General features: G+C 71.2%; 13 protein-coding genes. 6 read left to right on the top strand and 7 right to left on the bottom strand.

Annotated features, from left to right (window positions below):
- Positions 1-2 precede the first annotated feature (2 nt).
- Together OG389_RS21100 and nth are read right to left on the bottom strand one after the other, a co-directional pair.
- The gene (locus OG389_RS21100; protein WP_328300025.1) at positions 3-761 is read right to left on the bottom strand and encodes an NUDIX hydrolase; all 759 of its coding nucleotides are present in this window, start codon (positions 759-761) and stop codon (positions 3-5) included.
- A 148-nt stretch (positions 762-909) separates the two neighbouring features.
- Positions 910-1,719 (bottom strand): endonuclease III, encoded by an 810-nt coding sequence (gene nth, locus OG389_RS21095; protein WP_328300024.1) that lies wholly within the window; start codon positions 1,717-1,719, stop codon positions 910-912.
- 397 nt (positions 1,720-2,116) lie between these two features.
- Between nth and OG389_RS21090 the strand changes: the two genes are divergently transcribed.
- The 3 genes from OG389_RS21090 (at position 2,117) to OG389_RS21080 (ending at position 4,212) form a co-directional block, all read left to right on the top strand.
- A complete protein-coding gene (locus tag OG389_RS21090; protein WP_003981529.1) occupies positions 2,117-2,791 on the top strand; it encodes a Crp/Fnr family transcriptional regulator in 675 nt (224 codons plus the stop codon).
- Between the two features lie 178 nt (positions 2,792-2,969).
- Entirely contained in the window at positions 2,970-3,779 is an 810-nt protein-coding gene (locus tag OG389_RS21085) for a nucleotidyltransferase domain-containing protein (protein WP_328300023.1), read from the top strand.
- Positions 3,780-3,837: 58 nt separating this feature from the next.
- Positions 3,838-4,212: a RidA family protein gene (locus OG389_RS21080; RefSeq protein WP_328300022.1), complete on the top strand. Its 375-nt coding sequence runs from the start codon at positions 3,838-3,840 to the stop codon at positions 4,210-4,212.
- A 71-nt stretch (positions 4,213-4,283) separates the two neighbouring features.
- Here the strand turns inward: OG389_RS21080 and OG389_RS21075 are convergent, their stop codons facing one another.
- The 4 genes from OG389_RS21075 to OG389_RS21060 form a co-directional block, all read right to left on the bottom strand.
- Positions 4,284-5,129 carry an MBL fold metallo-hydrolase gene (locus OG389_RS21075; protein WP_328300021.1) on the bottom strand — a complete coding sequence of 282 codons (846 nt, stop codon included), beginning with the start codon at positions 5,127-5,129 and terminating at the stop codon, positions 4,284-4,286.
- Entirely contained in the window at positions 5,126-6,037 is a 912-nt protein-coding gene (locus tag OG389_RS21070; protein WP_328300020.1) for an NUDIX hydrolase, read from the bottom strand. Before OG389_RS21070 ends, OG389_RS21075 begins: the two co-directional genes overlap by 4 nt.
- A gap of 156 nt (positions 6,038-6,193) precedes the next feature.
- On the bottom strand, positions 6,194-6,667 hold the full coding sequence (locus tag OG389_RS21065) for a RidA family protein (RefSeq protein ID WP_328300019.1): 474 nt from the start codon (positions 6,665-6,667) through the stop codon (positions 6,194-6,196).
- Positions 6,664-6,828, bottom strand: coding sequence for a DUF4177 domain-containing protein (locus OG389_RS21060; RefSeq protein ID WP_107089134.1), 165 nt, complete (start codon positions 6,826-6,828; stop codon positions 6,664-6,666). The genes OG389_RS21065 and OG389_RS21060 overlap by 4 nt, the downstream gene beginning before the upstream one ends.
- Positions 6,829-6,904: 76 nt before the next feature.
- On the opposite strand from OG389_RS21060, the gene OG389_RS21055 reads away from it, so the two are divergent.
- Together OG389_RS21055 and OG389_RS21050 are read left to right on the top strand one after the other, a co-directional pair.
- Positions 6,905-7,885, top strand: coding sequence for an ArsA family ATPase (locus OG389_RS21055; RefSeq protein ID WP_328300018.1), 981 nt, complete (start codon positions 6,905-6,907; stop codon positions 7,883-7,885).
- Positions 7,882-9,270 carry an ArsA family ATPase gene (locus tag OG389_RS21050; protein WP_328300017.1) on the top strand — a complete coding sequence of 463 codons (1,389 nt, stop codon included), beginning with the start codon at positions 7,882-7,884 and terminating at the stop codon, positions 9,268-9,270. Before OG389_RS21055 ends, OG389_RS21050 begins: the two co-directional genes overlap by 4 nt.
- A gap of 29 nt (positions 9,271-9,299) precedes the next feature.
- Here the strand turns inward: OG389_RS21050 and OG389_RS21045 are convergent, their stop codons facing one another.
- Positions 9,300-9,650 (bottom strand): WhiB family transcriptional regulator, encoded by a 351-nt coding sequence (locus OG389_RS21045; protein ID WP_328300016.1) that lies wholly within the window; start codon positions 9,648-9,650, stop codon positions 9,300-9,302.
- Between the two features lie 386 nt (positions 9,651-10,036).
- On the opposite strand from OG389_RS21045, the gene OG389_RS21040 reads away from it, so the two are divergent.
- Positions 10,037-12,364 (top strand): transglycosylase domain-containing protein, encoded by a 2,328-nt coding sequence (locus OG389_RS21040; RefSeq protein WP_328300015.1) that lies wholly within the window; start codon positions 10,037-10,039, stop codon positions 12,362-12,364.
- The last annotated feature ends 22 nt before the right edge of the window (positions 12,365-12,386 follow it).

Below are 12,386 nucleotides of genomic sequence, written 5' to 3'. Positions count from 1 at the left end.
TCTCACGCGTGCCAGTCGAGGGGTACTTCCCGCGACCGGTCCCAGGGAAGCTCCCAGCCGGCGAAGTGCAGGATCCGGTCGATCACCCCGGCCGTAAAACCCCAGACCAGAGCGGACTCCACGGTGAAGGCGGGGCCGTGGTAGCCGCGGGGGTGGACGGCGGTGACACGGTGCGCCGGGTCCGTGAGATCGGCCACGGGCACCGTGAAGACGCGGGCGGTCTCGGCCGGGTCGACGGCGCCGACCGGGCTGGGGTCGCGCCACCAGCCGAGCACCGGGGTCACGACGAAGCCGCTGACCGGGATGTAGAGCCGGGGCAGCACCCCGAAGAGCTGGACCCCGGCCGGATCCAGACCGGTCTCCTCCTCCGCCTCGCGCAGAGCGGCGCGCAGCGGGCCGGTGGTGTGCGGGTCGCCGTCCTCGGGATCGAGGGCGCCGCCGGGGAAGGAGGGCTGTCCGGGGTGCGAGCGCAGGGTGCCGGCGCGCTCCATGAGGAGCAGCTCGGGGCCCCGGAGGCCCTCGCCGAAGAGGATCAGCACGGCGGACTGGCGGCCGCCGCCGTCCTCGGGCGGCAGGAACCGGCTGAGCTGCTGCGGTCGGACCGTCCGCGCCGCCTCGACGACGGGGTCGAGCCAGCCGGGCAGGCCGTGGGTGCGCAGGGCGGTGCCGCCGTCGCTCCGGCCGTCGTACGGGGCCCCGTGCGCGGCGGCCGCGCCGGGGCCGGCCGTGTCCGCCGGGCGGTTCTGCGTGGCCTCAGTCATAGGCACCCCTGTCCCTGTTCCCCCACACACGGCCAAACGCGGTGCGGGTAGCGATTCGTTCCTTGCGGGTGCGGCGCCGCCGCCGGGGCCAGGTGGTCCGGTGGCCGGCCCCCGCCGGTGGCCGGGGCCCGGCGGCCCGGCGGCCCGCTCAGCCGCCGGCCGGCCCGGACCTCGCGGGGGCCGGCAGGCCCGGGTAGTCCGGCGGTGGGCTCAGGCGCTGCCCGGGCTGGCCGCCCTTCTCGTACTTCAGCAGCTTCGCCGCCTTCTCCGGGTCGGTTTCGCCCTCCCCGTAGGCCGGACAGAGCGGAGCGATCGGGCAGGCGCCGCAGGCGGGCCTGCGCGAATGGCAGATCCGGCGGCCGTGGAAGACGACGCGGTGCGAGAGCATCGTCCACTCGCTCCTCGGGAAGATCGCGCAGATCTCCGCCTCGACCTTCTCCGGGTCCTCCTGCTCGGTCCACTTCCAGCGCCGCACCAGCCGGCCGAAGTGGGTGTCGACCGTGATCCCGGGGACTCCGAAGGCATTGCCGAGGACGACGTTCGCCGTCTTGCGGCCGACCCCGGGGAGCGTCACCAGGTCCTCGATGCGGCCGGGGACCTCACCGCCGAAGTTGTCGCGCAGTGCCTGCGAGAGGCCCAGGAGCGACTTGGCCTTGGCCCGGAAGAACCCGGTCGGCCGGATGATCTCCTCCAGCGCCTCCGGGACGGCCTCGGCCATGTCCTCGGGGGTCGGGTAGGCGGCGAAGAGGGCCGGGGTCGTCTGGTTCACGCGCAGGTCGGTGGTCTGCGCGGACAGGACGGTGGCGACCAGCAGCTCGAAGGGGTTGCGGAAATCGAGCTCCGGGTGGGCGTAGGGGTAGATCTCCGCGAGTTCGCGGTTGATCCTGCGCGCCCGCCGCACCATCGCCAGGTGGCTCTCGGGCTTCGCCCCGGCCTTCTTGACCTTGCTCTCTGCCATCCCCGAAGGCTACGCCGCACAGCCCGTCGGCCGTGGCCGGACGTGACCTCGGCCCGGCAGGGGTTTCTTGGCCGAAGCTTTGCCCTGGAGTGGGGGTGACTGCTCCGGAGGGACCCCCGCCAGGGCTTGTTCGCCCACGGCTGAATTCGGTGTCCCCGTCACTCCCCCGGACCCCTTGGCCTGTGCTCTCACCGGCCTGTTGGACACCCGGCCGGTCCGGGGCCCGCCGGCAACACCCACCCAGGACCTCAGGTAACACCACCCCGATAGGCCTCTCGCCGCACAGCACACCCGTACGTCCGGCATCCTTGTGATGAACGTGATTGATCGCACTGTTTGAGCCGTCCGGCAAAATGGGGGAGCGATCCCCCGGCTGGTCGACATAGGAGAGAGACTCGTGGACGACGTACTGCGGCGTGCCCCGCTCTTCGCGGCGCTCGATGACGAGCAGGCCGCGGAGCTCCGCGCCTCCATGGGCGAGGTGACCCTCGCACGTGGTGACGCCCTGTTCCACGAGGGCGACCCCGGTGACCGGCTGTATGTCGTCACCGAGGGCAAGGTGAAGCTGCACCGCACCTCCCCCGACGGCCGAGAGAACATGCTGGCCGTCCTCGGCCCCGGAGAGCTGATCGGCGAGCTGTCGCTGTTCGACCCGGGCCCGCGCACCGCCACCGCCACCGCGCTGACCGAGGTCAAACTGCTGGGTCTGGGTCACGGAGACCTCCAGCCCTGGCTGAACGCCCGGCCCGAGGTGGCGACCGCGCTGCTGCGCGCCGTCGCGAGGCGCCTGCGCAAGACCAACGACCAGATGTCCGACCTGGTCTTCTCCGACGTTCCGGGCCGTGTGGCCCGCGCGCTCCTCGACCTGTCGCGCCGCTTCGGCGTGCAGTCGGAGGAGGGCATCCACGTCGTGCACGACCTCACGCAGGAGGAGCTGGCCCAGCTCGTCGGCGCGTCGCGCGAGACCGTGAACAAGGCTCTGGCCGACTTCGCGGGCCGCGGCTGGCTCCGCCTGGAGGCCCGCGCGGTGATCCTGCTGGACGTGGAGCGGCTGGCGAAGCGGTCGCGCTGACGCCGGTAGCCGTGTTGTGAGGGGGGCCTGCCCCGGTGGCAGGGCCCCTTCGCGTTTCCGGGTGCGGGTCCGCTGCCGGGGCTCCGCCCCATGCCCCGCGCCTGGAACGCCGGCGGCACTGGATCTGCCCGGCGTTTCGGCCAGAGACGCCCGGCCGAGGTAAGGGCACAGTGGACCCATGGAGCACAAAGGCCTCGACTCGTACGGGTACTTCGAGCGTGAGGGCGCGCTGGGGAAGGTGCAGGCGGGGTTCAGGGGGCTCGTCACCGCCGCCCGCGAGCGGATCGCGGAGGCCTACGGGCCACGGCTGCAAAGCGCCTACCTGTACGGGTCCGTGCCACGCGGGACCGCCCGGCCCGGCCGGTCCGACCTCGACCTGCTGATCGCCCTGCACCACGAGCCCTCCGCCGAGGACCGCGACACCACCGAGGTACTGGCGCGCGCCCTCGACGAGGAGTTCGACCGGATCGACGGGGTCGGCGTCCTGCTGTACGGCAAGGACCGGCTGCTGAGCGAGCAGGAACGTTACGACCTGGGCTGGTTCCTCGCCTGCCTGTGCACGCCGCTGCTCGGCGCCGATCTGGCCGAGCACCTGCCCCGCTACCGCCCGGACGGCCTGCTCGCCCGCGAGACCAACGGCGACCTCGCCGAACTGCTGCCCAAGGTGCGGGCCAGGATCCAGGAGGCGGCCACCCCGGAGGAGTACCGCAGGTTGTGCCAGGGGATCTCGCGGCACCTGGTGCGGACCGGGTTCACGCTCGTCATGCCCCGCTGGGGCGGCTGGACCAGCGACCTCGGCGAATCCGCGGAGATCTTCGCGCGGTACTACCCCGAGCGCGCCGACCAGATGCGGGCCGCGGCCGCCGCCGCGCTGGACCCGGTGGCGGACCCGGCCGTCCTGCGGGCGTACACGGAGGACCTCGGACCGTGGCTCGCGGACGAGTACACGGCCCGGCACGGGCGGAAGGGGCCCCGCGCGGAGGCCTAGGCCATGTGGCGAAAGTGCAGTGATCTGGGATCATGGAGCAATGGATCATGTTCGGCGGATGATCAGTTCCGGTTCGCCCTTCGAACCCCAAATCGGCTTTTCTCGGGCAATTCGCAAAGGGGCGTACGTCGCGGTCGCGGGGACTGCTCCCATCGGGGACGACGGGACGACCGTGGGACAAGGCGACGTCTATGCCCAGACTGTCAGGTGTCTGGACATCGCAGACGCCGCGCTGAAGGCAGCGGGGGCGTCGTTGGAGGACGTCGTGCGGACCCGCATCATGCTCACCGACGTGACTCGTTGGAAGGAAGCCGCGCAAGCGCACGGAGAGCGGTTCGCGTCGGTCCGTCCGGCCTGCACTTTCGTTGAGGTCTCACGCTTCATCGATCCCGAATGGCTCGTTGAAGTGGAGCTTGACGCCATCCTCGACTGACTCCCGAAAGTGCCGGGCTCGAACTGCGGCGAGTCCCCGCGCTGTCCCCCTCGTGGCCGCTGTGGCCCCCGTCAGTCGGGGGTGCCGGGGATCAGGCCGTGGTCCCGCAGGTACTCCAGTTGCGCGCGTACGGACCACTCCGCGGCCGGCCACAGCGAGCGGTCCACGTCCGCGTAGACGTGCGCGACGACCGCCTCGGGGGTGCTCAGTCCGTTCTCGACCGCCGTCTCGACCTGTGCCAGGCGGTGGGCCCGGTGGGCGAGGTAGAACTCGACCGCGCCCTGCGCGTCGTCCAGCACCGGCCCGTGGCCCGGGAGCACCGTGCGGACCCCGTCGTCCACCGTCAGTGAGCGCAGGCGGCGCAGGGAGTCCAGATAGTCCCCCAGGCGCCCGTCGGGGTGCGCGACGACGGTGGTACCGCGCCCCAGGATCGTGTCGCCGGTCAGGATCGCGCCGTCGGCCGGCAGGTGGAAGCAGAGCGAGTCCGAGGTGTGGCCGGGCGTCGGGACCACGCGCAGTTCCAGGCCGCCGGTGCGGATGACGTCCCCCGGGGCCAGGCCCTCGTCGCCGAGCCGCAGGGCCGGGTCGAGCGCGCGGACCTTCGTACGGGTCAGCTCGGCGAAGCGGGCCGCGCCCTCCGCGTGGTCGGGGTGGCCGTGGGTGAGGAGGGTGAGCCCGACCCGCTTGCCGGCCTCCTCGGCCCTCTGGATGACCGCCCGCAGGTGTACGTCGTCCAGCGGGCCCGGGTCGATGACGACCGCCAGGTCCGAGCCGGGCTCGGAGACGAGCCAGGTGTTGGTGCCGTCGAGGGTCATCGCTGAGGCGTTCGGGGCCAGGATGTTCACCGCGCGGGCGGTGGCCGGCCCGGAGACGACCATTCCGCGGGGCTGTCCGGGCAGGGCGGCGGCATCGGTCATGCGGGGGCTCCTCCGGGGCTCGCGACGCGGACGCGCTTGGTGAACTCGTCGTGGCCCGGCCAACTCAGCACGAGCTCGCCGTCCGTGAGGGTGGCCTGCGCGAGGACCGGCGTCAGGTCCTGCGCGGCGGCCGCCGCGAGGGCCTCGGCCGGGCTCGCGTACGGCTCCAGGGAGCGCAGGGTCGTGATGGTGGGCGGCATCATCAGCAGCTCGCCCTTGTCGTACCCGGCGGCGGCGTCGGCGGGGCGGATCCACACCGTGCGGTCCGCCTCGGTGGAGGCGTTGCGGGTGCGCTGGCCTTCGGGGAGGGCCGCGACGAAGAACCAGGTGTCGTACCGGCGCGGCTCGAACTCCGGGGTGATCCAGCGGGCCCACGCCCCGAGCAGGTCGGAACGCAGGACCAGGCCCCGCCGGTCGAGGAACTCGGCGAAGGACAGCTCACGGGCGACCAGAGCCGCGCGGGCCGCCTCCCACTCCTCGCCGGTGGTGTCGCCGACGACGGTGTCCGCGGACTCGCCCGCGAGCAGGACCCCGGCCTCCTCGAAGGTCTCCCGGACGGCTCCGCAGACGATCGCCTGGGCGGTGGCGGGGTCGGTGCCCATCCGCTCGGCCCACTCGCGGCGGTCGGGGCCGGCCCAGCCGATGAGGTGGTCCTCGTCGCGCGGGTCCACACCACCCCCGGGGTACGCGTACGCGCCTCCGGCGAAGGCCATCTCGGCCCGGCGGCGCAGCATGTGCACGGCGGGACCGGCGGGGGTGTCGCGCAGCAGCATCACGGTGGCCGCACGCCTGGGCTCCACCGGGGTGAGCGAACCGTCCGCGAGCGCGCGGATGCGGTCGGGCCACTCCGGCGGGTACCACTGGCCTCCGGCGGAGGGCTCTTGTTGACCGTACTGACCATTCGGCATGGCGGGATGCTACGGCCATCCGGCCCGATGTTCGAGGGCCCACCGGCGCCCGGCCTCCCAAGACCGCGCCCCGACCCCGCCCCGACCCCTGTTCTGACATGCCGGCGGGGCCGGACCGCCCTGGGCGGTCCGGCCCCGCCGGGGCGCACGGACAGGTCAGGCTCCGGGGACCAGCTCGACCTGGATCTCGACCTCGACCGGGGCGTCCAGCGGGAGGACCGCCACGCCGACCGCGCTGCGGGCGTGGACGCCCTTCTCGCCGAGGACCTTGCCCAGCAGCTCGCTCGCACCGTTCAACACGCCCGGCTGGCCCGTGAAATCGGGGGCCGAGGCCACGAAACCGACGACCTTCACGACACGCGCGATCCTGTCGAGGTCGCCGACGACGGACTTCACCGCGGCCAGCGCGTTGAGCGCGCACGTCGCGGCCAGTTCCTTGGCCTGCTCCGCCGAGACCTCGGCGCCGACCTTGCCGGTGACCGGCAGCTTGCCCGCGACCATCGGGAGCTGGCCCGCGGTGTACACGTACGCGCCCGAGCGCACGGCCGGCTGGTACGTGGCCAGCGGCGGGACCACCTCGGGCAGGGTCAGGCCCAACTCTGCCAGGCTCGCCTCGACGACTCCGCTCATGCCGACTTCTCCCGCTTCAGGTAGGCCACGAGCTGCTCGGGGTTGTTCGGCCCGGGTACGACCTGGACGAGCTCCCAGCCGTCCTCGCCCCAGGTGTCCAGGATCTGCTTGGTGGCGTGGACCAGCAGCGGGACGGTCGCGTATTCGAACTTCTTGGTCATGGAGGCGAGCGTAGTGCCTGCCACAGGGGCACCCGCCACCACCGCCACCACCCCGGAGGAATTAGGCTCGGGCTCTGTGAGCAGGCTCCAGGTGGTCAGCGGCAAGGGTGGCACCGGCAAGACCACGGTCGCCGCCGCACTCGCGCTCGCCCTCGCACGCGAGGGCAGGCGGACACTTCTGGTGGAGGTCGAGGGCAGGCAGGGTCTCGCGCAGGTCTTCGGGGCGGAGGCGCTCCCCTACGAGGAGCGGAAGATCGCGGTCGCCTCGGGCGGCGGCGAGGTGTTCGCGCTCGCCATCGACGCCGAGCGGGCGCTGCTCGACTACCTCCAGATGTTCTACAAGCTCGGCTCGGCCGGCCGCGCCCTCAAGAAGCTGGGCGCCATCGACTTCGCGACGACCATCGCGCCGGGGCTGCGTGACGTGCTCCTGACGGGCAAGGCCTGTGAGGCGGTGCGGCGCAAGGACAAGGCCGGGCGGTACGTCTACGACCACGTGATCATGGACGCTCCGCCGACCGGGCGGATCACCCGCTTCCTGAACGTCAACGACGAGGTGGCCGGCCTGGCCCGGTTCGGGCCGATCCACAACCAGGCGCAGGCCGTCATGAAGGTGCTCAAGTCCCCCGAGACCGCCGTGCACCTGGTCACCCTGCTGGAGGAGATGCCCGTGCAGGAGACCGCCGACGGCATCGCCGAGCTGGAGGGGGCGGGCCTGCCGGTGGGGCGGGTCGTGGTCAACATGGTCCGCCCGCACCACCTCGACGAGGACGCCCTGCGCGCCGCCTCCGGCGAGCTGCGCTCCGAGGTCTCCAGGGCACTGTCCCGGGCGGGTCTGGGCAGCGCCCGGCGCGGCGGGCTGGCCGAGCGGCTGGTGGACCCGCTGCTCGCGCAGGCCGCGGAGCACGCGAGCCGGGTGGAGCTGGAGCGCACCCAGCGGGCCGTCCTGCGGGAGCTGCACGTGCCGACGTACGAACTTCCCCTGCTCGGCGCGGGGATGGACCTGGCCGGGCTCTACGGGCTCGCCGCGGAACTGCGGAAGCAGGTGGGCGAGGAATGAGCAGGGCCACCCCTACGGACACGACGATGGACGCGCCCCCGCGGCTGGCCGTGGACCGGCTGCTGGACGATCCGCAGACCCGGATCGTGGTGTGCTGCGGGGCGGGTGGGGTCGGCAAGACGACGACCGCGGCGGCGCTCGGGGTACGGGCGGCCGAACGCGGGCGCAAGGTGGTCGTCCTGACCATCGACCCGGCGCGCAGGCTGGCCCAGTCGATGGGGATCGACTCGCTCGACAACACCCCCCGCAGGGTGAAGGGCGTGGGAGGCGCGGACGGCGGCGAACTGCACGCCATGATGCTCGACATGAAGCGGACCTTCGACGAGATCGTCGAGGGTCACTCCGATCCCGAGCGGGCGCAGGCCATCCTCGCCAATCCCTTCTACCAGTCCCTGTCGGCCGGCTTCGCGGGCACGCAGGAGTACATGGCGATGGAGAAGCTGGGGCAGCTGCGGGCCCGGGACGACTGGGACCTGATCATCGTGGACACTCCGCCGAGCCGGTCCGCGCTGGACTTCCTGGACGCCCCGGGGCGCCTCGGGTCCTTCCTGGACGGGAAGTTCATCCGGGTGCTGATGGCTCCGGCGAAGGTGGGCGGCCGGGCGGGGATGAAGTTCCTCAATGTCGGCATGTCGATGATGACGGGCACGCTCAGCAAGCTGATGGGTGCCTCGCTGCTGAAGGACGTGCAGACGTTCGTGGCCGCCATGGACACCATGTTCGGCGGTTTCCGCACCCGCGCGGACGCGACCTTTCAGCTCCTCCAGGCCCCCGGTACGGCGTTCCTCGTGGTCTCCGCGCCCGAACCGGACGCGCTGCGCGAGGCGGCGTACTTCGTGGAGCGGCTGGCCGCGGAGCGGATGCCGCTGGCCGGGCTCGTACTGAACCGGGTGCACGGCAGCGGTGCCGACCAGCTTTCGGCCGAGCGGGCGTTGGCCGCCGCGGAGAATCTTGAGGAGGGCGGCATTGTCGATCAGGAGTCCGGGAAAGCTGGACTTCGTGACTCCACCGATGCCGATGCCGACACCGACAGCGCCACCCGCAGCGCCACCGACCCGGATGCCCGCACCGGGCGAGAGAGCGACGCCGTAGGGACCGACGGCATGAAGAACGACGCCGTGACGAACGACGCCATGAAGAACGACGCCCTGTACGCCGACGTCCTGGACGCCGACGTGGACGAGATCACGGCAGGACTGCTGCGCCTGCACGCGGAGCGCATGCAGGTCATCGCGCGCGAACAGCGCACGCGTGACCGCTTCACCTCGCTTCACCCCGAGGTGGCGGTGGCCGAAGTGGCCGCCCTGCCCGGCGATGTGCATGACCTCGCCGGGCTGCGGGCCATCGGAGAGCGACTCGCGGCCGGGGTTCCGGCCGGAGCGTAGGCGTTCGTACGACGGGGCGCCCGGGTGGTCTACCCGGCTGCCGCGTACGTCTCGTACGGAACGTCGCTCTCTGCGTCAACATCCATGGTGAGGATGCCCGTACTGCGCTCGTACTCCGTGCGGGCGGTTTCGAGCAAGCGCCGCCACGAGGTGACGGTGGGACGCCGGCGCAGCAGCGCACGTCGTTCCCGCTCGGTCATTCCGCCCCATACTCCGAACTCGACACGATTGTCGAGCGCGTCGGCCAGGCATTCGGTCCGCACCGGACATCCGGTGCACACCGCCTTGGCCCTGTTCTGTGCCGCTCCTTGAACGAACAGTTCATCCGGATCGGTAGTGCGGCAGGCTGCCTGCGCACTCCAGTCGGTAACCCAGCCCATCCCGGCGCCGTCCTCTCCCGAATCGAGGCTCCCCCACGGCGGTAGCGGCATATTCACCGCTGCCAGTTGAGGACGTTACGGAAGGCGAGCACAGTGCAACACCCCCGACGGGCCCAATCTTGAATGGTCCGAACGGACTATGGGTAAGCGGCAGATCACCCGACGGAGTGATCCTGCGACATGCCCGACCATTCCGGCGATTTGGGTGAAATCGGCGGGCCGAGGTGATCCCAGCAGGCGAGATTCGGACATGCGTCCACCCCATTCGGGAAGGGTGAAAAACAAGCCGAGGGGTTGATGTCCCACCGCACTGCTGTGACAGTTGGGGACAGCTTAGGCCAAGGCATTCGCGTGTGTCCGGCGAATGAGAACGTAGGCTGCCCCCTATGGGAAAGAAGCGCTCGGGCGGCGGGCTCACGGGGCCACAGCAGGCCGCCAAGTTCCTCGGTGTGTCCGTTCTCTCCGGAGTTGTACTGGCGGGCATCGCGATCCCGGGCGCAGGCGCCCTGGGTCTCGCGGCCAAGGGAACGGTCGAGGGGTTCGATGAGATCCCGGCCAATCTCAAGACGCCGCCGCTGAGTCAGCGCACGACGATTCTGGACTCCGAGGGTGGCTTGATCGCCACGGTCTATTCACGGGACCGGCAGGTGGTCCCGATCACGGCCATCTCCCCGTACATGCAGAAGGCGATCGTCGCGATCGAGGACTCGCGTTTCTACGAGCACGGCGCGGTCGACCTCAAGGGCATCCTGCGCGCGGTCAACCGCAACGCCCAGGAGGGCGGCGCCGCGCAGGGCGCCTCGACGCTGACGCAGCAGTACGTGAAGAACGTCTTCGTCGAAGAGGCCGGCGACGACGAGACGAAGGTGCGCGAGGCCCAGGAGAAGAGCCTCGGGCGGAAGATCCGCGAGCTGAAGTACTCGATCCAGGTCGAGGAGGAGCTCGGGAAGAAGAAGATCCTCGAGAACTACCTCAACATCACGTACTTCGGCCAGCAGGCGTACGGAATCGAGTCCGCGGCCCAGCGGTACTTCAGCAAGCCGGCCAAGGACCTGACCCTGGAGGAATCCGCGCTGCTGGCGGGCGTGGTCCAGTCCCCGAGCCGGTTCGACCCGGTGAACGACGCGCAGGAAGCGACGAAGCGCCGCAACATCGTCCTCCAGCGCATGGCAGACACGAAGGACGTCTCGCAGGCGGAGGCCGACGCGGCGAAGGCCAAGCCGGTCCAGCTGAAGGTGACCAAGCCGAAGAACGGCTGCATCACCGCCGTCAAGGGCGCGGGCTTCTTCTGCGACTTCGTCCGCAACACCTTCCTGGACGACACCGCCTTCGGCAAGACGCGCGAGGAGCGGGCGAAGGTCTGGAACCAGGGCGGCCTGACCGTCCGCACGACCCTGGACCCGCAGTCCCAGGACGCCGCCAACGAGTCCATCAAGGACCACGTGAACGCGGACGACAAGGTCGCGTCCGCCATGACCGTGGTCCAGCCCGGCACGGGCCGGGTGCTGGCCATGGGCCAGTCGATGCCGTACGGCTTCGGGAAGAACGAGACCCAGATCAACTTCTCCGTCGACAAGAAGATGGGCGGATCGGCCTACGGCTTCCAGGTCGGCTCGACGTTCAAGCCGTTCATCGCGGCGGCGGCCCTGGAGCGCGGCATGCTCCCGACGCAGGTGTACCAGTCGCCGAACTCGATGGACTACCCGAGCCCGGTGCAGAAGTGCGACGGGACGAACTGGCTCAACCTGCCGGGCAGTGACCACAAGCTCGCCCGCGCCAAGAACGAGACCGAGGACGAGGTCGGCCCCTACGCGCTGAAGACCGCGATGGAGAAGTCGATCAACACCTACTTCGTCGAGATGATCAGCGAGATCGGGCTCTGCCCGGTCACCGAGATGACCCAGAAGCTCGGCGTCGTCCAGGGCAGCGGCGTGAAGGTGCCCGAGGCGCCCTCGATCGCCCTCGGTTCCGCCGAGTTCTCCCCGCTGACGATGGCGAACGCGTACGCCGCCTTCGCCAACCGGGGCGTGTACTGCACGCCGGTCGCCATCGAGTCGATCACCGACTCGCACGGCAAGGCGCTCACCGTGCCGAAGTCCAAGTGCGACCGCGCGATGTCCGAGACGACGGCCGACACCATCAACACCCTGCTGCGCGGCGTGGTCGACTCCGGTACCGGTGAGCGGGCCGGGCTGACCAGCCGCGACAGCGCGGGCAAGACGGGTACCACCGACGGCCGGCTCAACGCCTGGTTCGTCGGCTACACGCCGAACATGTCCGGCGCGGTGTGGGTCGGCTCCGGCGGCGCCAAGAAGGTCTCCATGGAGGACATCACCATCGGCGGCCAGTACTACCCGAAGGTCTTCGGCGGTGGCCTGCCCGGCCCGATCTGGAAGGACGCGATCACGGGCGCGCTGTCCGGCCGCGAGGCCCCCTCCTTCATCACGGTCGGCATCCCGGAGCCGACCGTTCCGTCCGGCGGCTCCCGGCCCAGCACCACCCCGACCAGGCCCGGGAACGGGAACGGGAATGGGAACGGGAAGCCGAACAGGCCCGGGAACGGGAAGCCCGGCAACGACAAGCCCGGTGACGGGCGGGCCGGCGGGCAGACTGCCGCCGGTGCCACGGGCGGGGCCACCGGTGGCGGCGCGGCCGATCCGCTGGGCGGGGTCACCTTCCCGCCGGGGATCATCGGCGGCGGCGACGCCCGCTAGTAGGCGGGCCCCGCGGCCCGTC

This window comes from Streptomyces sp. NBC_00435, from assembly GCF_036014235.1.
GTDB lineage: Bacteria > Actinomycetota > Actinomycetes > Streptomycetales > Streptomycetaceae > Streptomyces.
Note: the sequence above shows the minus strand (reverse complement) of the source record. Positions and strands in the feature narration are given on the sequence as shown.

Coding starts and splice junctions, on each gene's coding strand:
- OG389_RS21100 (WP_328300025.1), bottom strand. CDS start 761: ATGACTGAGGCCACGCAGAACCGCCCGGCGGACACGGCCGGCCCCGGC.
- nth (WP_328300024.1), bottom strand. CDS start 1,719: ATGGCAGAGAGCAAGGTCAAGAAGGCCGGGGCGAAGCCCGAGAGCCAC.
- OG389_RS21085 (WP_328300023.1), top strand. CDS start 2,970: ATGGAGCACAAAGGCCTCGACTCGTACGGGTACTTCGAGCGTGAGGGC.
- OG389_RS21080 (WP_328300022.1), top strand. CDS start 3,838: ATGATCAGTTCCGGTTCGCCCTTCGAACCCCAAATCGGCTTTTCTCGG.
- OG389_RS21075 (WP_328300021.1), bottom strand. CDS start 5,129: ATGACCGATGCCGCCGCCCTGCCCGGACAGCCCCGCGGAATGGTCGTC.
- OG389_RS21070 (WP_328300020.1), bottom strand. CDS start 6,037: ATGCCGAATGGTCAGTACGGTCAACAAGAGCCCTCCGCCGGAGGCCAG.
- OG389_RS21065 (WP_328300019.1), bottom strand. CDS start 6,667: ATGAGCGGAGTCGTCGAGGCGAGCCTGGCAGAGTTGGGCCTGACCCTG.
- OG389_RS21060 (WP_107089134.1), bottom strand. CDS start 6,828: ATGACCAAGAAGTTCGAATACGCGACCGTCCCGCTGCTGGTCCACGCC.
- OG389_RS21050 (WP_328300017.1), top strand. CDS start 7,882: ATGAGCAGGGCCACCCCTACGGACACGACGATGGACGCGCCCCCGCGG.
- OG389_RS21045 (WP_328300016.1), bottom strand. CDS start 9,650: ATGGGCTGGGTTACCGACTGGAGTGCGCAGGCAGCCTGCCGCACTACC.
- OG389_RS21040 (WP_328300015.1), top strand. CDS start 10,037: ATGGGAAAGAAGCGCTCGGGCGGCGGGCTCACGGGGCCACAGCAGGCC.